This window comes from Rhizobium leguminosarum bv. viciae USDA 2370, from assembly GCF_002008365.1.
GTDB lineage: Bacteria > Pseudomonadota > Alphaproteobacteria > Rhizobiales > Rhizobiaceae > Rhizobium > Rhizobium leguminosarum.
On record NZ_MRDL01000046.1, the window covers coordinates 1 to 21,816 of the forward strand.

A 21,816-nucleotide genomic window follows, 5' to 3' on the forward strand; every position below is an offset into this window, starting at 1 on the left:
GCCTGCACCCGCAGGGCCGCAACGCAGTGGAGGACGGCAAAGCCGTTGCCGGCGGCGCGAGCCTGGCAGGACCAGAGCCGGAGCAGGACGCGATGACTGCAATCTTAGTAGGAGGTTTTGACGAAGGCGGAAGTGGCAGATCAGCGAGTCGGCATCACGTCGCTCACATCGCCGATGAACCGCAGCGCAGATCGCTTGCTGGCCGGCCGCGCCAATGACCGGGCGATGTCATCGCGCGAGGCGGTTTGGTCTTCCTCACATGAGGAGTTTGGCGTCAACGGCTATCTCGGAAATAACCGGCGGCAAATCGGCAGAATCCAATTGCATAATGGCTCCGAATGCCGACGATGGCACGCGGCCCCATTGGACCAATCGGCTGAGCGAGTAAATCGAGGACATCTCGACACGCGTGGAATCGATGTCCGATCGGACGGTTGGGGCGTGCCTCGCGCTTGCGGATCAGATCAGGATGTTGCGGTATCCCAATCGAAGACACCTGAACCAGAGCGACGCAGGCGACGGTCGATGGGGCTATTCAAAGAGAATGAGGCTTGCCGGAGTTGGCGGCATCGCCGCCACCGTGACGCCGGCAAGACCGGCCAGTCCTGCCATCTCAGTCAGCTCACTTTGCGTATAAGCCTGACCCGCCGGCGTGCTGGCGAGCATCTCCCAAGAGAACGACGCAGGAAAAGGCGGCGACACGCCATTTTCGTTCGGTACGAAATCCACCGCGACGATCCGACCATCCTTTGCAAGGCTCGCGACGATCTTTCGTAACAGTTGGGCGCACGTCGGCAGATCGAAATGGTGCAGAAAATTCGGAAGAAGGACAAGATCATAACCCGTGCCCCATTCAACATCGAAAGCACTGCCGGCAATTGTCTGGTACCGGTCAGACACGCCGGCATTTACCGCATTCTGCCTCGAAAGCTCCAACACGGCGGTCCAGTCGACGGCGACGATCTCCGCCGATGGAAGGCCCTTCGCAATTTCGATCCCGAAAAAGCCTGGACCTGCGGCAATGTCCAAAACTTTCTTGGGATGCCTGGCCCAGCCGCAGATTTCGTCGGCCAGTATTTTGGCGCTGAGCCCCGTAAAGGAGCCCATGCCGCGTGCAAACTTCAACCAGACGGGGTTGTCCGCAGAAATGTTTGCAAGCCCAACCGAACCGCCGTTTCGCACGACCGCGGCCGGATCGCGCAGAAAATTATCGAGTATTTCGGGTGCAGCGACGAACTCGACGGCAGAGCCCATATAGGCTGGCGAATTGCGATCGAGGAACATTTTGGTCGAGGGCGTCACTCGGTACTGTCCGCTCTCCTTGGTCAGGAAACCGTGGACCACAAGGTAATCGCACAGGATGCGTATCCCACGCTCCGAGGCGCCTGTTATCGACGCCAGCAATGCTGCCGTTTTGCCCTCGCCGATATGAGTAAAGAGATCAAGCTCGATGGCCGCCCTGATCGCCGCCGTCTTGCGGCATGCAAACAGCGCATCGATCACGAGTTCGGGCGACACGACGCCAGCACGGGCGTCCTCGACGATTGTTTGCATGGGATCCCCCAGAGCCCTCGGTCGATCTTGCCTGGCAGCGCCAGCCGCAGAAATTATGCGTATATCCACATATTCTACAATACTTACCGCGCTAACCTTATCGGGTGCCACGCCCTCATGGGCGAGCTGTCCTGCGGCCGGCGCGCCGTTCATGCCGACCAAGATGGCTGCGTTGTCGTGCCTGCACCAGTTTCCCCATAGTTGCCGGACGATACGCTTTTCCCATCTCGATCGCTGTCAGCACCCGTCCGTCTCGGATGCATGCTCGAGACGATGTCGCGGAGCCAGAAAACAGATTTGATGCAACGTCGCGCTGCGGCGCGAGCAAGGTCAGGCCGATCGCTGGATTGAGTCGCCGCAAGATGCTCATGTGCGCGCGGCCGTGCACCGGGATGTTCAAGTCCCTCGGCGACAACAGCTTCGTTCGATCGAAGGGATACGGGGGTCGAGATCGACGAGCAATGAGGGGTCAATCTAACCCTCTCGCTCACAGTCAGTGTTCGGGCAACCCCGCTTGCCGCAGGCCCTCGGCCATTTGATCTGCCCATTGCGGTGAGGCTCGAAACACAGGCCGTGTCATATAGCGCTGGATCGTAAAGCCCGGCTCGGCTGCCAGCAGCTTTTTCGCCGCCCATCGAGCTGTGTCCTCGTCACCACTCATTGCCGACCAGGCAGACATCATCCGGTATGGCCACGTCACCTCCGGGTGTTTGTTAACTACCTCCCGGGCAATGGAGATCGCCTCGGAAAGTTTGCCTGCCAGGGCCAAGGAAAGGGCCAAGCCCATTCTCATATTGAAGGCGAGTGGATCCGCCGGACTAAGCGTCATCGCCCGCTCGAAACGCTCTCGCGCGCAATCAGGCTGGCCTCTGTAGCTCGCGACCCATCCATATCTCGCCCATCCCCAGGCATTGTTTGGATCGAGCGCCAGTGCTCTTTCGAGATAGGCCGACGCCCCCTCCTGATCGCCGCAGTGGCTCAACGCTCCCCCGGTAGCGGTCAAGGCAGTCGGATCATCGTCAATCGAGGCCGCTGCAACCTCGATGGCGCGTAATGCGCATTCGAGGTCCTTCTCTGGTTCGTCAGTCCAGATGTAGCCGAGGTTCTGGGCGTGGCACCAGGCTAGGAAAGCATGGGCTCGGCCGTACGCAGGATCGATCTCGATTGCGTCCTGAAGGAGCGGGATTGCCCGCTTGATAGCATCCTTATTCTGACCCCAGAGGTACGGGTAAGCCCGCATGACGAGGTCGTAGGCGCGCAGACTGCTGGGCGGTTTGCGCATCGCGAGCTCGATTTCCGCGCTGCGAATGGCTGGATGGACTGCGCCAGCGACCTGCGCCGCGATCCTGTCCTGGAACTCGAAGATGTCCTGGGTCGCGCCCTCATAGCGCTCGGACCAAAGCTGGGTCCGCATCTCGGCTTCAACAAGTTGGACCGAAATACGCAACCGGTCCCCTCCCCGTCGGACGGTACCTTCGACCACGTAGGTCACGCTAAGTTCCCTGCCGACACTACGCACGTCGACGAAGCGACCCTTGTACGTGAACGCTGACTGGCGCGCGATCACGAAGAAATTTCGTACTCGGGAGAGAGCGGCGGTGATTTCCTCCACGACGCCGTCCACGAAATATTCATCGCTCTGGCCGCTGAGATTGTCGAAGGGCATCACCACGATCGATGGTTGGTCCTTACCAAAGCGGGCCGAAAACGATCGCACCGACCCTGCCCCATTCCCTTCACCGTTCTCTTCGGGCCAATCCACTCGAAAGACAGAAACTGGCTTGGGGATATTTTTCAGGACGCGCTCTCCAAGGCTGGTGAGTGTGAACAGCACCTTGCCGTCGAGATGCTCGCGCACCGACCCGGAAATGCATATGCCTGAGGGAGCGGCAATCTCCTGCAGGCGCGCCGCGATGTTCACGCCGTCGCCAAGAAGATCATCGCCAGACACGATCACGTCGCCAAGATTAATACCGATGCGAAATTCCAGGCGGCGATCCTGTGGAAAGTCGTTTGAGCGGCTGAGAAGGCTGCGCTGCATTTCGACCGAGCACCGGACGGCCTGAACCGCACTTGGAAACTCCGCGACAAGGCCATCACCCGCGCTGCCGAAGATACGACCGCCATGCTCGAGCACCAGTGCCGCTATCTGATCGTGGCAAAGGGTGAGTTCACGAACGGTGGTCTCCTCATCAAGCGCCGTAAGGCGGCTGAAGCCCACGACGTCAGTGGAGAGAATGGCTGCAAGCTTTCGATTCACAGCGGTCACCGCTCCATCTGGTGGCTGTCTATCCGCACTCAGTGCACTGCCTCAACCTTACATCTGACAAAGGTCAAATTCCACCGCGAGACCTGAATGGCGCCAACAATTCCGGCCGCCGCCTTGACGAAGACGCTTGACGGCCGCATCGGGCTGTCGCTTATCACTAGTTGAGATTGACTCGACTTTGAGTAGTGCGCGTGCGCAAGTCAAGTGTTCAGATCCGAACGCAAGGCTTTCATGAAAGAGGTTCAGCCGGTTCTACAGAACCCCTTCGAGGCCTTCAATCCGCTGAAACGTGTCGATCGTTATCTCTTCGAGACGGCCCGCAATTTAACTTGGTCGGTCTTTTCGCCTAAATCGAGACTGGTATTTGCGTTGCGTAATTCGCAGCCTTTAGCGGCTGCCTGCGAAATTATGGCGCCTAAAACAACACTTCTTTGACGCTGCTTTGACGGTAGGGCGCTACGACCGGTTTGCGAAGTTACGCAGAGGGATTTCAGCCGGTTATGCTTCAGTTCGATTATCGCAAAAGCATCGATCTTCCTTTCGGAATCCCGATTTCCCTTCCCGGTTGCTTGCCAGGCGCCGCAGGTATGGCAGACTGGTCTCTGGATGCCAGGTCTTCGACCTGCCAAACGAGCGCATCGGAGGCAACGGGGGCGGGGCCGGTGGATCGCATGAACAAGGGGCACGATCCGTTTCGGATGTTCCTGCTCGGGCCTTTTGCCCTTGTGGATGCTGAAGGGCGGTCGGTTACTCCGAAATCCAAAAAAGCCCAGGCTCTTCTGGCGATGCTTGCACTGTCCGCCCGGGGCTCGCGCTCGAGAATCTGGCTTCGGGACAAGTTGTGGAGTGATCGCTCCGACGACCAGGCGGCAGCCAGTCTGCGCCAGGCCCTTTTGGACATTCATAAGACTCTCGGGCCTGCACGTGATCTCTTGATTGCGGATAAGAATACCGTTTGGCTGGATATGGACCGACTGGTGCTTGATACCGAACTGGTGGTTCGGACAAACCGGTCCGCGGATCAAATCACCGACGAGTTGCTCGAAGGTATAGACATCCGCGATCCGGAATTCGAGGACTGGTTAACGCTTGAACGGCAAAACTGGTATAGCCGGCTCAATGTCGGACAGGTCCACGACGTCTTCGAGCCGCGACAGCAGCCGAGCCGCGATATCGCCAAACATTCCGCCCTGCTACCTCTGACGGGTGCCCCGGATGTGCCAAGACAAGGCAAACCCGTGGAAATCGCCGGCAGCAACCCATATCGGCGGCCGGCAGACGGTGACTGGCAATGGGTCATGGTCCTTCAGCCCCCGATCGTGGTGGGTGTTGGAGAGGGCGGACAAATTGCTGCGACCCGGTTCCAGAATCTCATTGCAAAAGCCATCACCGATGGGCTGGCCATTGGCGTCAGCGACCTCTCCTTCGCTTTGCCGGATATTGAAGAGAGCGAACAGCGGATCAGCCTTCCGATATGCCTACAGCTTCGCCTCACGTTTGACGGTGACATGGTGATGATCGAACTGGTGATGAAGCACCTGATCAACAACCGCATTCATTGGCTGAGCAGTCAGGCAATCAACCGCACGCAGTTCGAGCGGGGCGAGTTCGGCACCGCCGCTGCGCTGATCAGCCAGGCCGTCGATCAACTGGCCTATTTCCTGGAGACCCAGGCAAACGACCGTCGACTGTCGCAAGACGGCCTCCTGATCGACGCCGTCAATGCGATCTTTCGGCTGTCGCGTAGCGATCTGGATAATGCGGAGCGGCGCCTGGAAGAACAGATCCAGTATCAGCCGCGGTCATCGACTTTTGCCTGGCTGTCATTCATCCGGACTTTCCAGGTTGGCCAACGTTTCAACGCGCTTGACGCGCATCTGATCGAGGAAGCTCAGGCATATGCGCGCAAAGCGCTGGAACTCGATCCGCAGAATTCCGTTTCGCTCGCGCTCGTCGGCCACGTCCATTCATTCCTGTTCGGCGAATACGACTATGCGGCCAACCTGTTCGAAAAATCGATCCGCCTGAATCCGGCCCTGCCGCTCAGTTGGGACCTCTACGCGATGCTGCACTGCTATGCAGGCCAGCCCGACAAGGCGGTGGCCATGGCGCGTTGGGTACAAGAGCTCGGCGTCTACAGTCCGCATAAATATTACTTCGATACGACCAAATGCATTGCGGCAGCGCTTGCGGGCGATCATGCCGCAGCCATAGCTGCAGGCGAAGAAGCCCTGCGGGCACGGCCGAACTTCAACAGTCTGCTGCGCTATCTTGCCTCCAGTCACGCCCATTCCAACAATCTCGGCGGCGCGCGGCATTACCTGCAGCGTCTTGAGGCGGTCGAGGGCGGCTTCTCCATCAACGCCTTCCGCGGCAGCGGCTATCCGCTGCTCGACACAGGCGGCGGCCAGATCTTGATCGACGGTCTGCTCAAGGCCGGCGCCAAGCTGCGCTGAACTCCGGACAAATCTTCACATCATCGCGCAAGGAGGCTCCAATGGAAGCGGACACTACTGAGGAATCGCAATCGAAAATTGTTTCATTTCTAAACAGTTATAAATTCAGGATTGAGCCGGATACGGTCCTTCCATGCGAACCCAGGGACGATGCCGGTGCTGATCCTCTCGCCGGTGCATCACCGGCTGCACCTGATGAAGCCCCCGAAGCTGTGCTTTTCCTCGGCACGGATGACGATGGATCGCCCCTGCCCGGGCCCATGATGGCGACGATGGCCGTAGCCTCGATCCTCAACAAGAGCGTCGCAAACAAGTCGGTGCTCAACAAGGCGTCGCTGAACAAAAACAAGAACAAAAATAAGAATAAGAACAAGAACAAGTCGACGATGGACGGCGGCAGCCTCGGCGTGTCGCAGCTTATTCCCTCCTTCGAGCTGCGCAGGCTGCACCAGCAACCATCACGCAACGCCTATACCGCGGCTCGGCGCTTCACCTGGGAAATGCTGGATATACTTCCGCCGCCAGGCCCCGATTATACCCGCCTCGAAACGACGGTGCTGCTCTCTATGCAACGCCGCGACCGCGAACGCGTGCGACGCCTGCCCGATATCCAAATCGAGTCGACGATCTCCGTGGGGGAATTCACCCGCGCATTGCATATCGAGGATCTCGGCGGTTTCGAGCAGACGGAAGGCCTTTTCCAGGCGATCCTGACGGCCTGCGAATATGTCGGACTGATCTACAAGAGCCAGTTCAACCGGCTGCGGCCAAACCAGTTCGAGCCGATGCTGCGGCCGTTGTTGGCCGTGCCGGTCCACGAGTCCTATCCCAGCAACCATTCGTTCCAGTGCTTTTCGATCGCCTTCGCGTTCTCGACGATCCTGCCGGAACATCCGGCCACCGACGAGCTTGCCCGCATCGCCCAGAACGTCGCCGAAAATCGCGAATGGGCCGGCCTGCACTATCCGAGCGATACGCAGGCAGGGCGAGATCTCGCCCGGCGTTTCGCTCCCTACCTCCACGACGCGTTCGGTCCTCTGTTCCAGGCCGTACACGACGAATGGGTCTGAAATCGCCAGTTGCACAACAGGGATCATGAACATGACGGATCAAACACAAATGCCTGAGCCCGCACCGATCAACTACTATTATCTCTGGCACCTGACTGCCCTTGGCGTGGTCGACGCGGAATACGGATCGGCTCCGCCCGCTCCACCGGCGCTCGATGCGAGCGCTGTACGCGCGCTCCCCGATCCCCTCATCACCGGCACGGTCTGGGATGCCATCGCTTCCGCCGGCCCGTTGCGACCCGCGCGGGTCGCGCTGATCGATGTCGGCGTATCTCCGGATCATCCCAATCTGGCAACCCGGCTTGACCGGGAGGCGTCAATCGATTTGACGACCCATCGTTACGGCGCGCGCGTGCTCGAAATACTCGATACGACCACGTCGTTTGACCGCGAGGAAAGACATGCCTTCTTTGCCGGGCTCGACATCGCTCCGCTTGGCAATATCGGCCTTTCGAACGACGACCGGGACTATCTCAGTGACCTGGTTGCCGAATATGCCACGTCGGAGGGTGTTCTCCGGCGGCTCTATAATCCGGAATCGCTGTTTGCGTCGCATGGTACCTGCTGTGCAGGGCTGATTGTCGGCGAACCCGCCGTTGTTGCGGAAGAAGGTACGCCAAGCCTTCCGCCGGAAGGAGCCTTCTACGGTGATAGTGACGAGCTGCGCACGAGCGGCAATCGCAATGTCATCCCCTATTTCGGCGTTGATCCTTTCTCAAGGCTCATCTCGATCAGAACGTCCTTCGAAGACGATGTCAGGCAGTTCATTGCGGCCTTCCTTTATGCCTATCTTCAGAAAGCAGATGTGATCGTCTTGCCGCGCGGTCTGCCTGACCCGAAACGCAGCATCGTCGATCCGAAGAACGAGCTGAAGGCCGACCTGGAATTATGGAAAAACCAGGATGCCGCCAATCTCTTCGCGCGCATTGCCCTTGCTGATCAAGGTGGACCTGAACTGGAGCCGAAGGTTGCGCAGAAAGGCTCCAATCCGGATCGTCCGTGGCATGTCCTCAGGCAACTCATCCTCGCCATCAGCCGGCACATCCCGATCGTCTGCGCCGCAGGAAACAGTGGCGAGAGCCAGCTGATCTATCCGGCAAGTCTTGCCGCCGACAACAACGGCGTCATTGCAGTTGGGGCCGTTACCGTCGAAGGTTTCCGTTCGGGCTACAGCAATTACGGCGAAGGATTGACGTTAGTCTCCCCCTCCGACGACGGGGAGGTCTTCAACAGGCATCAGTTGCGCCTCGACCGGCTTTCTCCATTTGCCGCGCAGCACGACTACAGCGCTTTTCGAACACGGGAATACTACTATTCGCACTTCTCGCTGCTGACGACGGACCTGTCGGGGATTTTCGGCTATAATCAGGGCTCCGATCCGTGGTCGGCCATCGTGCCGTTCGGAACCAATCCGGGCATCGGAGGCGGATACTACACTCCCTTCGGGGGCACATCAGGCGCGTCGGCGCAGGTGGGCGGGTTATGCGCCCTGATACAGCGGGCTTACAAAAGCCGCCACAATGCCGGTGAACGCCTCTCGGGGCCTCAAGTGAAATCGATTCTGAAAGCTGCGTCCCGCCTGGACGCAATTGTCGCGCCCGGCACGAGGAAATTGACGGCAGATTGTATGAACGCCGAGAGCGAGGATGCCGTCGAGATGGCCTATTTCTTCGGGTCGGGCCTGCCGAATGCGCGGGCAGCGGTGCAGGCGGCTCTGGCGATCTGACCCCGCGGCTGCGTTATCCAGAATTCCAAGCCTCCTCGATCGAGGAGGCTTTTTCTTTGTTTACGTCATTTTTACGGATTTTTAACGCGGAACTGGCGGGCGAATGACGCCCTCGGGGGATAGTGCCTCTCAACAGACGACGCACAACGTTCCGATGACGGACGACGTCGTCTCGAACTCCGGCATTTTTGCCCGAGATGCAATCTTGATCCGCCCGAAGACAAACTCACGGAGGCTGCCGATGTCCGCGACCCGCATACAACAATTGGCAGATGAGGCGCGCCTCCTGCTCAAGCGCAATCCCCTGATGGCAAGTACCGTCTCCCTGCAGCGCGTAGCAACACGCAACCTTTTGAAGCGACGCTTCCAATATGGCCGCACGCTTGCGGCGGCTTCGAAGCTCGCCGGTTGTTCGGCTGGGGTAGAGGCATTGTCAGGTTATTTCCCCGACCTTGCAGATGGCGGATACACGCGCCTGCCGGAGCTTCCGCCAGCGGTTGCCGGACCGGTCGGCGCCGACCCTTACCGTTCATCCGTACTTGCAGCCTGGATGGGTGCGCTCGCGCGCAGTCTGGAATGGCAGGCAGCCCGCCCCGATGTGCAGGTCGTCGGCCGCTATCTGCAGCCGGATCTGATCGCATCGGATCTTGAACTCGAACGTCAGCCAGCGTGCCGGCTCTCTTGCGGCATCGGCCTTGTGCACATCGAAAGTCCGGCGCGAAGCCGTATCATGCAAGCCCTCCTGCGCCAATGCATGCCGGACTATCCCCGGCCCGGCTGCCCGATCACGGACGATGCGGAACTGGATCGCATCGCCGACCATCTGGAGAAGGCCTTCGCATTAATCGCGGACTTGGACGAGTACGGCCATCAGCGTCTGATCGCCGGCCTGCACACGCTTTACGTTGGTGTCCGGCGCGAACCGCAGTGCTCCTTTTCGAGTTCGAACGAATTGCCGGGCAGCGCGCTCATCGTCCTTTCCAGAGAGAGATTGCGCGCCGGCGATCATGCCGCGACAGCGGCCCAATTGCTTCATGAGGCGGGGAATATCCTGCTCGGGTTTTATACGACCTCGGCGGCGGCATCCCTGCCTGGCGAGTTCCAATATGTTTCCCCATACAAGAAGGACCTACAGACGCTCGAGAGCATCCTGCATACGGCCTACACCATTCCCTGGGAATGCGCCTTGCGCATGGCATGCCTATCCACCGAGACGGATGCTGAGCGCCGCGCCTGGAAGACGGCATTCATAATTGCCTATGCCGCGCGGCAAGTCCCGCTCATCGACATCGCTCGGAAAGGTATCGAACGTCTCGGCGGCGATGTCCTCCTCGACCTCCCAGACATCGCCGCCATTCCTTCCTGGAGCAGTCGGATCTTGTTCCTCGTGAGCCAGTTGCTTGCCGAAGAACCCATTGCGCACCGCCAGGCGCATCTGGCCGAGTGCCAGCGAGTTCTCGATCGCCAAGCCTGGGATATCGGACAGATGCTGCTGCGCGGCAAGGAGCCGATCGATCCTCGGATGGGCCGGCGAGAGATCGATGACAGCGGCGACAATGTCAGCCTCTGGTACGACGGCAAATTCCACGTGATTGCGAAGACCCCCGACCATGCGATGGGCGAGGATTACGGACACTACGCCGCGACGATCCGCCAAGTTGCGTCCAGCGAGATGGAGGCGATCTGATGGTCAATTATCGGTCTAGACGATTGTCAGCGGCAATCCGTGCGCCCGTCGACTTCCCGAACTTCTTCGCCCACAGCCTGGGGTGGGGCGGCAGAGGGGCTCTGTTCACCGGCAATAGTGTCGATCTTGCCGAGGAACGGAGCCCCAATGTTACCAGGCCTGCGTTCGGCGTCTCGTTGGAGCGTTCCAATGTGCCGGATGAGGACGAATATGTCTCCGCCGCAATGGATCACGACGACGCCTTCCTGACGCCTCTTTGCCATCGGCAACGCGACTTCGCAGGTTTTCGCGAAATCGACTTCGTCATTATCGGATGCGGCGGCTTGGGCTCGCAGATTGCCATCCAGCTTGCGGCCCACGGCGCGCGCCATTTCTTTCTCGCGGATGCGGATCGTATCGACGAGAACAACTTGAACCATGTGCCATGGGCGAGCGAAGCTGATCTCGGCCGGCTGAAGACGGACAAGCTGGCGACCTGTCTGGCCGCGTGTTTCTCGGCCAATGCCTTCGCGCTGCCGGAATTTGCGGAAGGGGCCGCAGCGCTCCGACTAATCGCAGATTACGCCCACAATCCGTTCGTCGTTCTTGCCGGCGACGATTCTCATCCGGCCCAGGAGTTCCTGACGGCCTGCCACGCATCGAAAGCCGGCCTGCCGCCCTATCTGCATGTCGGCCGCTCCCAGGCTCATGGCATGGCAGGTCCCTCGGTCGCAGTGCATGAGGACGCATGTCCCGTCTCCCATTGCACCGCCCAGGTCGCAACCGACCACGGCTTTCTCGCTCCACCGGCCGCCGCCGAGAACGCATTTATCGCCGGCCTTGCCGTGTCGCGGATTGCCCAAAAATGCCTTTCGAGACACTCGGCCGCACGGGGACGCCGATGGATATTGGACCTCAAAGGCAATCAGGCCGAGCTGCGTTCTCTCTGCGAACACCCCGAATGCAAGGTATGTCCATGAACACGCTATTTTCGTCGGGATATTGTTGCTCCGTTGGCGCAACTACCGGAAAGAACGATGAGCTGACGATATCCGAAGCTCTTTGCGATCCACTGATCGCCATGGTGATGCGCGCCGATGGCGTGACCATCGAAGAATTCAAGCGACTCCTTGAGGCGGCGGCCCGTGCGCTAAAAGCCAATCTGGCTAGCTGATGGTTGACGAGCACGTGTGGCCAATCTCGGTGCGATACCATCGCCCGGCATTGGTACTGGTCGCCAGGAGGAGTTTTCAGGCACAATGAGGTTCGATATGTCGAGAAACTTCCCAACGATAATTCTTGTTTTTGACGAAGGGAAAGATCGCAAGGTGATCGGCACCGCTCGCGAGGCTGCCCAGCTGTTGCTGAAGGAATGGCCCATTGACGATGGTGAAGAATTCTTCACGGCGGTGAGAACCTGTTTGGAGGTCCTTACCGGAGATACCGACCCCGAGAAATTGCATGAGGCGATCGTCCGCGCCGCATATGAAGCGGGTGTTGCTGCGATCACGACTGATAACAGCCTTGGTATTCTCAGGATCTATCCAGTCAGCCAGGTCAGATAGTTGACAGCCGTTCACGCGCTCAGCCCAATCCCGCTCCCATCGAGCCGCTGCGGCTATCGCCGTCGGCTCTACGAAGCTCTTACTGCGGAGCGAGCCGAAGAAGCTCTTTGGATCCGACAGGCGATCGGTTCAGTAAAGTTTCAATTGACCGTTTCCGATGGCGAGGCGACACTCGCAGCCTGCAGCGAGGCAGGAGGAGAAACGATGGACGACCTAGACCGCTGGCGCGACATGGCAAGTGCACCGAGAGACGGCAGCCGGATCCTCGTCACGATTCGCCAGTCCGAACAGGGACCGGCAGAAGTTGACCTCGCCTATTGGTCGAATGGCGATCAGTTCGGTGCAGAAGGCTGGCGCGCCTCTGATTCCTCGCCCGGGCACATCATCGAATATGCCGAGCCGGAATTGAAGTGTTGGATGCCGATGCCCTCGGCCAACCTCAATCGCACCTCGATGCCCTCCCCTTGGGAAGGCGACGATGACCAGGAGCTCTACGGGTCAGGGATTTAAGAAACCCGGCCGAATAAAAATGGTTCCTGCCGCCGCGAGAGGTCCAGATTGCCGTCCGCCACGACTGCGGCGCGCCACGAAGCCCCTGCTCTGGAACGGCACGCCAAATTGAGGTTCAACCTTAGCCAAGGCGCCTACGCTGCGCGCACCCTGTCCCGGCCGCTTAACTTGGCAGCATAGAGTGCTTGATCAGCGCGTCGATAAAGGTCCGACGCGCTCTCAGACGGGACACAAGTGGCGATGCCAGCAGAACAGGTGTAGCTGAAGTCGGGTGATTCAGGCAGAGGCCGGGAGAAGCGGATCACCGTCAGCATGCACTCGACCATGGCAATGGCATCTTCCGGCCCGGTTGCCGGCATCACGAGAAGGAACTCTTCTCCGCCGACCCGCCCAAAACAATCGTTGCGGCGAACATTCTGATGAATGCGATGAGCAAAATCGCGCAGGACGACATCCCCGGCGTGGTGACCAAGCCGATCATTGATGTGTTTGAAATTGTCGATGTCGAAGACGGCAAGACATCCGTTGTCTCCGTGCTGGGCGGTTGCCAGCATGTCGTCGACGCGGGCCATCACAAAGCGGCGGTTGGCGACACCGGTGAGTTCGTCAGTGTAAGACGCCTTGATCGCCTGATCGCGATCTTGCCTGACAGTTCTGCCATGCGCTCGCAAACTGGTGATGTCGCTCGCAATGCACAACATCCAACCGTTCTTCTGGACCGCCTCGGTCATCCAAAACCATCGGCCATCACACAGGTCCGTCTCGAAAGCTCGATAGCCGATCTTGCCACGGCGCGACTGTGTCGACCGCAGCCATTCGTCGAAATTGCTCGTTTGAATGACCGTGCCTCGCCGCAGCTCAAAATTGCGCCGCATGAGATCCGGCCAGAGTGGAGTTTCATCCGGCTCGATGAAATAAACCGAACGAAAGGCGCTGTTGGCGTATCGCAGCCGGTCATGACCATCGTAGACGGCAATCAGCGTTTCGGTGCGTGCGGAAAGGTGCAGAAGCTGTTCGAATATCTCGTCCATACCGAACCCTGTCTGGTTGCCTTGGTATGAGATGGCGCAGAAACCCTATGAGAAAAGAGCCCGTCAGCAAGCAGAAGGCGCCTCTAGTGATTACGGAAGCGTCAACGAGATGCCGTTTTCAATCGTGATTGGACATCTGCTGAGACCTGAGCGACGCTATTTTTGGGAGGCGGACCATCTATTTTTCCGGAGATAGGAGGCCGAGATGGAACAGTACGCACTCGATCAGTTGAAAACCATTGCAAAGGTCAGCACGACCTGCAAGCGCCTCGAAATGACGCGGCGCGAACGGCTTGAACGGTGGGCCGAAAGTCTCGAATGCAGCCCCAGACCGTTTCTTAAGACGCTTCACGAAACCGAATATCAGCCGATGGCCGATCGGCTTGCTCTCAGGGATGACGGCACGCCGATCTCCGTTGCATTCGCTGATCCCATTCTGCGCGCGGCAGGAATGGAAAATGACAGCTATGGAGAAGCAAAACGGTTCTTCGACCTCGGCGATGAGCAATTGCATGATCTTGTGTGCTTCTGCCATTTCGGTGAACGCGTCAGCGCAGCAGTCGTCGCTCGCCGTTTGCGGAAGATGTCAGGCTCCAAACCAAGTGGGTTTTTCGCTCAGCTTCGTGCGTTGTTTGCCTGATTGAGGCGAAAGGTCACCATCTGACGTGCTGGTCGGGGACGCATCGATCCCCGTCGCAGGTGGCACGCGCGACGCCCCAGGCCAGATCGGTCGGGTCGTTGCTCCTGCGGCGTCGACTGCCGCGGACATTTTGAGGGGCAGATTTCTGAAGCAGTTGGTTCCTGCTGGTCAACTGGCGGGTCCAGGTCTTTTGCGCTGGCCGACCACCACGCCCCCGAGGGATTTGGTTCAAGGCGTTCACCAGCAGCACCCACTATGTCAGCGTGCTGGGGAAAGATGCCTCGCCGCGCGACTATCCAGTCAGGTAGACGCTTGAAGAGGCCGTATCGCTCCTTACCGCCAGCTAACCACGCGCTTGCCATTGTAGGTGATTTAACGGAAAATCCTCGGCGTGGCCCTTGAGGCCTGGGCAGCCTGCCATGATCGGAGAACGCCGTGCCTCTGAAAAACATTTTGGCCGCAGCAGCAATCGTCTTCATGACACTCTCAGGATGCGCAACTAGTGGATCGTACAACACAACCTACGCACAGCCGCAGGGGATAGGCCCGGTTCGCGGGGAAATGGGCGGTTACTAGCCCATCCAAGGTGTTTCGACCGCTTGAGAAACACAGCCTGGCTGTTTACGACGAACCAACCTCGGTGCTCGATCCGATGACATGGTCGCTGTCCGCGGAAGAACGCATGACGGTGATGGTGGTGACCCACGAAATGGGCTTTGCCCGCGAGGGCGCGCAACGCGTGGTGTTCATGGATGCCGGCGCCATCGTCGAGAGCGGCGCGCCGGATGAATTCTTCGCCCACCCGAAAACGGACCGGTCGGGTCGTTGCTCCTGCGGCATCGACTATCGCTGACAGGCTGCTTCCTTGGGTCGAAGCCAACTTCGAGATCAATTGCCGGATCCTCCAGACGTGACCGGAGAAGGCCTCGTCTTTAGTCTCGAAGTGCTCCAGGCCTTTTTCGCCTTCACGCCTATAACCACCATCCTAGACATGGAATTCTCCACTAAAGATAATGGGATAAGTCGAGAGGCGTAGGTTCCGTGCGACAGTAGGGCTTTAAGCCTCAATATTGTCGAGCATCGAATTCTTCAATCGTTTCGGGGTCCTGCTTATATTCCCATTGCACACCGTTCAGCCGGCGCCAGATTTGTCCCGATGGGTTTCGGGCGGCGCCGTCGACGAGTGGCATCGGAAAGAGTGTCTCGTGCTTGTGCCAGAGTGTGACGTCAGTGACGTTGGCCTGCTTGGGCTTCCGGAACAGGTTGAAAAGGAGTGCGAAGTCCATTGGCCGATTTTTCTCCAATGGACTCAACTATAAGGACATTTTGGGTACTTTCAAGTACTATAATTTTGCGAACCCGACGGGCGAAAAATATCGGCACCATCACCAAGTACGCCAGCAATGCGAGATTCGGGTGCGTTCCAGTTTCTGTCGGGCTTCCTCGGCATCCGGAAAAATGAAGAACGAGGACCACCGATAGGTGAGCGGCATGGGGAAGCGTTCATACAGGGGTATCCGGTCACGAATCCGAAGGCGCTCACGGCAATCCGTGCTGGTGCCGACCAACTACGCTCGTGGCCACGAGCGGGGATTTGACCTTCATCCGCTGAACGGCGCCTCGGCGCCCGGAATCGTGCCGAACCCGACCGCGCCACGTCACTTTTCGCAGAGCCGTCGGCCGCCGGAATATGGCTGATAGGTACAATCGGACGGCCGGAAGGAGCGGTAACTGCGCGAGCAGGCGGTGATATTGCAGGACTGTGTTGCGCCTTGACCATCGCTTGCCGCTCCTGTCGATAGCACTCCATTCGGCGTAGGTTCGGCCGTCGCTTGGCGCATGAAGTCCCGCCAAATATGCGCTGGCAGCGCGCCGCCCGTCACCCCCTTCATCGGCGTGTCGTCATCATTGCCAACCCAGACACCGACGACCAGCGATTCCGTGAAGCCGACGAACCAGGCATCGCGATTGTTCTGGCTGGTGCCGGTCTTGCCGGCTGCAAACGAGCCGGGGTCTGCTCCACGCCCAGTGCCGCGCTCGACAACCAACTGCAGGAGCCCGACGAGATCGGACTGGTAAGGCGAAAGATCGACATTCGGCTTTGATTGTGAGCCAACTCGAAACAGGTTGGGCTGCCTTGCCGCTTGAAACTCGATGATGCCCCAGGGTTTAACAGGTGCCCTGCCGAGTTGGACAGACGCATAGGCGCTGGTGAGGTTAAGCAGATTTACTTCGGACGTCCCGAGCGCCAACGACGGCGTGCTGGCGAGGGGTGCATCGATGCCGAGTTCACGCGCTGCGGCAATCACATTGTCCAAGCCAACCTCTTCGGCAAGCGCCACCGAAGCGGCATTGAGTGATCGCGCGAACGCCTCGGCAAGCGTAACCCAACCGCGATAGTTGCCACCGGAGTTTTCTGGCGACCAACCGTCTATGTCAATTGGCGCGTCCAGAACCTGGTCGGACAAAGTCAGTCCAGCTTTCAATGCTGCGTAATAGACGAATAGCTTGAAGGTGGAACCCGGCTGGCGCATCGCAGTGACAGCGCGATTGAACTGGCTCGCCTTGTAGTCGCGCCCGCCAACCATGGCGACGACCGCGCCGTCCGGTGTCATAGCAACCAACGCGGCCTGCGATGCTCCGACAGTTGTTCCTTCACCGTCCAAGGCTCTTTTCACGACCCTTTCGGCGATTTGCTGCAACTGCGGCACCAGCGTGGTTCGCACCGTCGTCGAACCCGGCGAGGAGCCGGCGACTTCGCTCGCTTGCGGCGAAATCCAGTCGGCAAACCAGCTTCCCGAGCGCGGCGTCGGCGTCGTTGGATGCAGCTTGGCAAAGCTCGCCTTCGCCTCCGCTGCCTCTGGCATGGTGATCTTGTCGTTCGTCGCCATCGCGTCGAGAACGACCATGGTGCGCTGCCGGGCACCTTCGAAATTGTCGATGGGATTCCATTGACTTGGCGCCCGCAGCAATCCCGCCAGCATCGCCGACTCGGGCAGGTTAAGGGCGTCGATATCCTTGTTGAAATAAATCCGCGCGGCGGCAGGCATGCCGGTAGCGCCCGCGCCAAGATAGACGCTGTTAAGATAGCGCGTCAGGATTTCCCGCTTGCCGAGCTTCCACTCCAGCCAGACTGCGATCACAACCTCCTGTATCTTTCGCTTTATCGTTCGATCGCTGTCGAGGTATTGGAGCTTGATGAGTTGCTGGGTGATCGTGCTGCCGCCCTCCACCACCGAGCCAGCCTCCAAATTCCGGAGAAACGCCCTCCCGATCCCTCTTGGATCGACGCCGAAATGATCCATGAACCGGCGGTCCTCAATTGAAAGGACGGCATCGATTAGACGCGGTGGGAATTGGTGGTATTGCGCATATGGCCCTTGATACGGTCCCTGCCTTACGAGCGGCGCACCGTCGGCGGTTTCCAGCACAACGATAGGCTTTAACGTCCCGTCACGGATCTCGCTCCAGGGTACGTCCTTTAGTGCCCACACCAGCACGCTGCATACGAGGAGGCAGACTAGCAAGGCCGACCCCATAGCGAATTTCCACCAGTTCGCCGGAAGCCATCGGCGTCGGCGACTTTCGCGCGGCTTGGAACCCCGATCACGAATGCCGCGCCCGGCTTTGGCCAGAGCAGTCGTCATCCATTTGGCGGGAGCTGATATGGTTACCAGCCGCATCGACCTCCTTAGCTTCGTTCTCAAAAACGAAGCCATCGTCTTGGTCTTCGCCAAAGCAGAACTTGCCTTCAAATCGTGGCGCAGCGCACGTAATAGATTGCTCGCAGCCTTTCGAGTTTGCACGAAGGTTCCGTGGGGGAGTTGCGGGTTGTCGCCTTGGGTGATTCCTGGCGAATCCGAGGCGGCCGCTTGCGTCGCTGAATCTGCTGGCTGATTGCGACCCGTGCTCGAGTTGCCAACGCTTTCGCCTGAGGATTCGGGAGGATTAGGCATCGGTTACCGCTAAAAGGCCAACGTGGCATGAACTTTATAGCCGGGCGATGCCGAGTGTTCTACCGTAAAAGGTCCCATAGGCTTCTGTATGAAACCAAGCCGGCTCTCATTCGCGCGATCATCGCCACTGCCGACGTAACGCGTGCTCCGGTGAAGACTGTGGTCACTGAGAAGTCCGGCCTGTCTGAATGTGTTTGATTTCCTCGGCAGCGCCAAGGACGACCATCAACCCCGCCCGATCCAACATACGAGTGCTAAACGAACCTGCCTCTTGCGCTCCAGTTCCCGTTCTGTCGCCGTCTGTGCGAGATCGAACACTTGTGAGACAACTGGGACGATTTTCGCCGATCCGCTGATCACTTCTCGCAAAGTTTGGCCAAGTTCTTCTCCAAACCTCGCCGCAGGGCGCCAGAGATTTCAGTCTCCAGTCCTTTGACGATGTCGCCGAACCGGCCACCGGTCTTCACGATCTCGATGGAGGTATCAGTCATTTTGCAGGTCGCCAGATCGACCTTCAGACGAACTGCGGCGGTCGCTGAAAACCCTCCTTCGACCAGCGCTTCGGCCGAGGTCTTGCAAGCAAGAGTGCCCCGGGCGCTCGCCTCCGCGGTGTCGCCATTCACCGACAATTCAAGGTTCTCGATCTTCACTGCATCGAGCTTGTCGATGCCGACCTCCACACTGATGCCGAATTTTGACACCTTGGCCTTCAAAGACCTGCATGGCTGCGCGTCTCCGATGGCCCTCTCCAAGGCATTCGGCGACTGGGCGTTGGCGAAGGAGCATGGCTGGAGGAGAAAGGCTCCTGCCGCCAGCAGGCCCAAACAGTTCCACATCGCTTTCTCCGATCTCACCGCGTTTTCCATGGATGCATCGTAACCGTATCCCGCTCCCACGTTGTTCTCGTCGCCGTGACCTGTGATCGACAATGCGTGGATGAGCAACGGGAGTTTCAGCGCTACCTCCCATGGCGCCATCTGATTGCTGCTTCCGTCCGATTGCTGGCGCCAAGTGGCAACTTTTTGGCAAAAGGCCGAAAGGCCAGGTCATCCGGAAGACTGGCGTTACGACGATCGTGCTCAAGGGTGACATGGTCGTTCCCGGCGACGGCATTCCCGTTCAACTGTTGGTCCTGCTCGAAGTCGTCTAGGGTCGGGCATCCCGAAAGTAATGCGCATCGACGTTCTAAAGGTGAGCGCCAGTTACTACAGATGATATGCTGGCCTTGTCACGCGGGCGGTAAACATGCACGCGGAAGGCCGCACAAGACAACAGGTCATCGATGCTGATGATCGAAAACTATCGGACCGGTTTGCCCTGGAATATCATGCGTCGACGCAAGCCCCTGGTGATGGGATTACGTCGCGTCCGATTTTCAGGAGAGTGGCTCTAGATTCGATGCGCCCCGACCCCTAGCGTGCCCGCGCCCGCCTAGTGGGTACCGTCCCCTCACCTGAGTTCCCTTCAACTGCTGCGGCGGATCGAAGCCCAGAGGTCGTGGTATCGTCGAAGCCGTCAATTGCGACAATCCGTTGAGGGCGGCATTGAGGCTTTGACGGACCGGCCGCGAGCCCCTTATACATCACGGCACGACGCATGTGAGGCTGTCCAGGACCCGGTGTGCGACCTCATGAACCGCTTTCCTCCCCGCTATTGAGAGCCAGCGCGGAACTGATGCAATCAAGCAAAACCTGTTCGCCAAACGGTTTTGTCAGGCAGCCGACGATGCCCGCGCCCAACGCAGACGCGCGTACGTTCTTTTCCGGAAAGGCGGTGATCAGAACAGTCGGAATGCTCTTGCCCAGCGCGACGAGCCGGCGATGCAGATCGAGCCCGCTCATTCCGGGCATATTGATGTCCGTCACGAGGCAGGCCGTGCGGCGGATATGAGGGAATCTCAAGAAATCATCCGCGGATGAAAAGGCTTCGGCATCAAATCCCATCGACCTCAAGAGCCCCTTGATAGCCTCCCGCATCGACTCGTCGTCGTCGACGATCGCAATCAGAGGTCTCTTGGTTGGCACTGCCGCCTCCCAACTTCGCCGATCAGCATCATGCCGAATTAGCGTTGTGGCGCGCTCGACTGGAAGATTTTAGTATTGAACGGCGACAAAGGCAGCGCAAGCTATACGATCGTATATATTATCTAAGACTTGTGGAGCGAGCTGGGTATCTGCCCAAAAAGCGCCCGTGCTCCGATTGGAATATTCCGGCGAAGGATTTCTTTTCGATTTTACGCAATGCATGCTCGATCACTCGACACAGCATCGAAAGTGCTTGAGGTTTTCTTGCCTCGTGCCGCCCGATACTTGCGGCACGCGTCCCTTGTGACGGTAGGCGCCGACCTTGTGGCATCGGCACGCCATGGCAGACTCCAGGACGTGCAAGCGCTTTTGGAGACCGCCCGCATCTAGCCTTGTGGCCGAGGTAATTATCGCGCATTCTGGTGTGCGAAGAAAAGCCGCTTCGGCACTAGCGAAGGAGAGAGGAGGAGTGTTCTCATCGCGTGACTGGCGCTGCGCTGGTTGGGCTTTGCCCGATGCTGCTGCGGTGGGGGTGGACAGAATAAATCCCAAGACGTCGATTCACTTTGAGGGCCCTGACGATTGACCGAGGCGCCAGCAACCATCATTGTCATCGATGATGACCCGGAAATCCGCGAGGCGCTTGGCAGTCTGCTGCGTTCCGTCGGCTTTGCCGTCAATCTCCTTGCTTCGGTGGGCGACTTCCTCAGGTCTGAGCGACCCGACGGACCGACCTGTCTCGTGCTCGATGTCCGGCTTCCGGGGCAAAGCGGTCTTGATTTTCAGCTCGAGCTGTCGCGAGAAAATATTCAGCTGCCGATCGTCTTCATCACCGGGCACGGCGACATTCCCATGTCCGTCCAGGCGATGAAAGGGGGCGCGGTCGAGTTCCTGACGAAACCGTTCCGAGACCAGGACTTGCTCGACGCCGTTAACGTCGGCTTGGCGCGCGACCGCGTGTGGCTTGAAAATGAAAAGGCATTGGCGACGGTGCGCGCGCGTTTCGATAGCCTGACCCCGCGGGAGCGCGAGGTGATGGCTTTGGTCGTGACCGGAAGGCCAAACAAGCAGATTGCCGGCGATCTAGGCGTGAGCGAGATTACAGTGAAGGTTCACCGCAGCCAGGTCATGCAGAAGATGGGCACCAGATCCCTGCCCGAACTCGCGCGTATGGCTGATAAGCTGATGCTCGCTCCGGGAAAGCCGCAAACGCACTCATAAAGGTCCTGGCCGCGCGTATAGGTCACCCCCACCTCATTGGTTATCGATCCTTCCTGATGGCCAATAGCCCAGGCGGGAGCCCTGCTCTATGGTGCGCGTTCCTTTCCTCCCATCCTCCCAGGCCGGAT

The 21,816-nt window shown here is 59.0% G+C and carries 19 protein-coding genes and 2 pseudogenes; 14 read left to right on the top strand and 7 right to left on the bottom strand.

Features of this window, described 5'->3' with window-relative positions; genetic code table 11:
• The coding region (locus BS629_RS39500; protein ID WP_210190990.1) for a hypothetical protein at positions 1–218 on the top strand (218 nt) is incomplete at its 5' end.
• A 313-nt stretch (positions 219–531) separates the two neighbouring features.
• On the opposite strand, the gene BS629_RS21995 is transcribed toward BS629_RS39500, so the two are convergent.
• Complete coding sequence (locus BS629_RS21995; protein WP_018246412.1) at positions 532–1,554, bottom strand: class I SAM-dependent methyltransferase; 1,023 nt, start codon at positions 1,552–1,554, stop codon at positions 532–534.
• 493 nt (positions 1,555–2,047) lie between these two features.
• Positions 2,048–3,823 (bottom strand): adenylate/guanylate cyclase domain-containing protein, encoded by a 1,776-nt coding sequence (locus tag BS629_RS22000; protein WP_018246411.1) that lies wholly within the window; start codon positions 3,821–3,823, stop codon positions 2,048–2,050.
• A gap of 210 nt (positions 3,824–4,033) precedes the next feature.
• On the opposite strand from BS629_RS22000, the pseudogene BS629_RS38505 reads away from it, so the two are divergent.
• The 9 genes and pseudogenes from BS629_RS38505 to BS629_RS22045 all read left to right on the top strand — a co-directional run.
• A pseudogene (locus BS629_RS38505) lies at positions 4,034–4,159 on the top strand (ABC transporter ATP-binding protein); the annotation flags it as partial.
• Between the two features lie 164 nt (positions 4,160–4,323).
• The gene (locus BS629_RS22010) at positions 4,324–6,279 is read left to right on the top strand and encodes an SARP family transcriptional regulator (RefSeq protein WP_018246410.1); all 1,956 of its coding nucleotides are present in this window, start codon (positions 4,324–4,326) and stop codon (positions 6,277–6,279) included.
• Positions 6,280–6,320: 41 nt separating this feature from the next.
• Positions 6,321–7,349, top strand: a complete 1,029-nt coding sequence (locus tag BS629_RS22015; protein ID WP_077988504.1) for a phosphatase PAP2 family protein — start codon at positions 6,321–6,323, stop codon at positions 7,347–7,349.
• Between the two features lie 31 nt (positions 7,350–7,380).
• Positions 7,381–9,075 (top strand): S8/S53 family peptidase, encoded by a 1,695-nt coding sequence (locus BS629_RS22020; RefSeq protein ID WP_026188760.1) that lies wholly within the window; start codon positions 7,381–7,383, stop codon positions 9,073–9,075.
• Between the two features lie 103 nt (positions 9,076–9,178).
• Positions 9,179–10,762 carry an aKG-HExxH-type peptide beta-hydroxylase gene (locus BS629_RS22025; RefSeq protein WP_018246407.1) on the top strand — a complete coding sequence of 528 codons (1,584 nt, stop codon included), beginning with the start codon at positions 9,179–9,181 and terminating at the stop codon, positions 10,760–10,762.
• Positions 10,762–11,721: a ThiF family adenylyltransferase gene (locus tag BS629_RS22030; RefSeq protein ID WP_018246406.1), complete on the top strand. Its 960-nt coding sequence runs from the start codon at positions 10,762–10,764 to the stop codon at positions 11,719–11,721. The genes BS629_RS22025 and BS629_RS22030 overlap by 1 nt, the downstream gene beginning before the upstream one ends.
• The gene (locus BS629_RS22035; protein ID WP_370091309.1) at positions 11,712–11,915 is read left to right on the top strand and encodes a hypothetical protein; all 204 of its coding nucleotides are present in this window, start codon (positions 11,712–11,714) and stop codon (positions 11,913–11,915) included. The genes BS629_RS22030 and BS629_RS22035 overlap by 10 nt, the downstream gene beginning before the upstream one ends.
• Positions 11,916–12,000: 85 nt before the next feature.
• Positions 12,001–12,306 (top strand): DUF982 domain-containing protein, encoded by a 306-nt coding sequence (locus tag BS629_RS22040; RefSeq protein ID WP_018246404.1) that lies wholly within the window; start codon positions 12,001–12,003, stop codon positions 12,304–12,306.
• Between the two features lie 204 nt (positions 12,307–12,510).
• Complete coding sequence (locus BS629_RS22045; RefSeq protein WP_018246403.1) at positions 12,511–12,816, top strand: hypothetical protein; 306 nt, start codon at positions 12,511–12,513, stop codon at positions 12,814–12,816.
• 134 nt (positions 12,817–12,950) lie between these two features.
• On the opposite strand, the gene BS629_RS22050 is transcribed toward BS629_RS22045, so the two are convergent.
• Positions 12,951–13,847: a GGDEF domain-containing protein gene (locus tag BS629_RS22050; protein ID WP_018246402.1), complete on the bottom strand. Its 897-nt coding sequence runs from the start codon at positions 13,845–13,847 to the stop codon at positions 12,951–12,953.
• Between the two features lie 205 nt (positions 13,848–14,052).
• Between BS629_RS22050 and BS629_RS22055 the strand changes: the two genes are divergently transcribed.
• Positions 14,053–14,487 (top strand): hypothetical protein, encoded by a 435-nt coding sequence (locus tag BS629_RS22055; RefSeq protein WP_018246401.1) that lies wholly within the window; start codon positions 14,053–14,055, stop codon positions 14,485–14,487.
• Positions 14,488–15,100: 613 nt separating this feature from the next.
• Positions 15,101–15,340, top strand: a pseudogene (locus tag BS629_RS39915) (amino acid ABC transporter ATP-binding protein); the annotation flags it as partial.
• Positions 15,341–15,551: 211 nt separating this feature from the next.
• On the opposite strand, the gene BS629_RS22065 reads toward BS629_RS39915, so the two are convergent.
• Positions 15,552–15,773 carry a hypothetical protein gene (locus BS629_RS22065; RefSeq protein ID WP_018246399.1) on the bottom strand — a complete coding sequence of 74 codons (222 nt, stop codon included), beginning with the start codon at positions 15,771–15,773 and terminating at the stop codon, positions 15,552–15,554.
• Between the two features lie 372 nt (positions 15,774–16,145).
• Positions 16,146–18,026, bottom strand: a complete 1,881-nt coding sequence (locus BS629_RS22070; protein WP_245315109.1) for a PBP1A family penicillin-binding protein — start codon at positions 18,024–18,026, stop codon at positions 16,146–16,148.
• 127 nt (positions 18,027–18,153) lie between these two features.
• Between BS629_RS22070 and BS629_RS39920 the strand changes: the two genes are divergently transcribed.
• Positions 18,154–18,384, top strand: coding sequence for a hypothetical protein (locus BS629_RS39920; protein WP_168334643.1), 231 nt, complete (start codon positions 18,154–18,156; stop codon positions 18,382–18,384).
• Between the two features lie 415 nt (positions 18,385–18,799).
• Here the strand turns inward: BS629_RS39920 and BS629_RS22075 are convergent, their stop codons facing one another.
• Complete coding sequence (locus BS629_RS22075) at positions 18,800–19,279, bottom strand: hypothetical protein (RefSeq protein WP_018517540.1); 480 nt, start codon at positions 19,277–19,279, stop codon at positions 18,800–18,802.
• A gap of 792 nt (positions 19,280–20,071) precedes the next feature.
• Entirely contained in the window at positions 20,072–20,467 is a 396-nt protein-coding gene (locus tag BS629_RS22085) for a response regulator transcription factor (RefSeq protein WP_018246395.1), read from the bottom strand.
• A gap of 582 nt (positions 20,468–21,049) precedes the next feature.
• On the opposite strand from BS629_RS22085, the gene BS629_RS22090 reads away from it, so the two are divergent.
• The gene (locus BS629_RS22090; protein WP_018246394.1) at positions 21,050–21,688 is read left to right on the top strand and encodes a response regulator transcription factor; all 639 of its coding nucleotides are present in this window, start codon (positions 21,050–21,052) and stop codon (positions 21,686–21,688) included.
• Positions 21,689–21,816: the final 128 nt, after the last annotated feature.

What these genes read in the sequence shown, in the direction of transcription:
- BS629_RS22050 (WP_018246402.1), bottom strand. Translation starts at nt 13,847, where the DNA reads ATGGACGAGATATTCGAACAGCTTCTGCACCTTTCCGCACGCACCGAA.
- BS629_RS22045 (WP_018246403.1), top strand. Translation starts at nt 12,511, where the DNA reads ATGGACGACCTAGACCGCTGGCGCGACATGGCAAGTGCACCGAGAGAC.
- BS629_RS22030 (WP_018246406.1), top strand. Translation starts at nt 10,762, where the DNA reads ATGGTCAATTATCGGTCTAGACGATTGTCAGCGGCAATCCGTGCGCCC.
- BS629_RS22025 (WP_018246407.1), top strand. Translation starts at nt 9,179, where the DNA reads ATGACGCCCTCGGGGGATAGTGCCTCTCAACAGACGACGCACAACGTT.
- BS629_RS22010 (WP_018246410.1), top strand. Translation starts at nt 4,324, where the DNA reads ATGCTTCAGTTCGATTATCGCAAAAGCATCGATCTTCCTTTCGGAATC.
- BS629_RS22055 (WP_018246401.1), top strand. Translation starts at nt 14,053, where the DNA reads ATGGAACAGTACGCACTCGATCAGTTGAAAACCATTGCAAAGGTCAGC.
- BS629_RS22035 (WP_370091309.1), top strand. Translation starts at nt 11,712, where the DNA reads ATGTCCATGAACACGCTATTTTCGTCGGGATATTGTTGCTCCGTTGGC.
- BS629_RS22065 (WP_018246399.1), bottom strand. Translation starts at nt 15,773, where the DNA reads ATGGACTTCGCACTCCTTTTCAACCTGTTCCGGAAGCCCAAGCAGGCC.
- BS629_RS21995 (WP_018246412.1), bottom strand. Translation starts at nt 1,554, where the DNA reads ATGCAAACAATCGTCGAGGACGCCCGTGCTGGCGTCGTGTCGCCCGAA.
- BS629_RS22075 (WP_018517540.1), bottom strand. Translation starts at nt 19,279, where the DNA reads ATGTGGAACTGTTTGGGCCTGCTGGCGGCAGGAGCCTTTCTCCTCCAG.
- BS629_RS22015 (WP_077988504.1), top strand. Translation starts at nt 6,321, where the DNA reads ATGGAAGCGGACACTACTGAGGAATCGCAATCGAAAATTGTTTCATTT.
- BS629_RS22070 (WP_245315109.1), bottom strand. Translation starts at nt 18,026, where the DNA reads ATGGGGTCGGCCTTGCTAGTCTGCCTCCTCGTATGCAGCGTGCTGGTG.
- BS629_RS39920 (WP_168334643.1), top strand. Translation starts at nt 18,154, where the DNA reads ATGGTTACCAGCCGCATCGACCTCCTTAGCTTCGTTCTCAAAAACGAA.
- BS629_RS22040 (WP_018246404.1), top strand. Translation starts at nt 12,001, where the DNA reads ATGAGGTTCGATATGTCGAGAAACTTCCCAACGATAATTCTTGTTTTT.
- BS629_RS22020 (WP_026188760.1), top strand. Translation starts at nt 7,381, where the DNA reads ATGACGGATCAAACACAAATGCCTGAGCCCGCACCGATCAACTACTAT.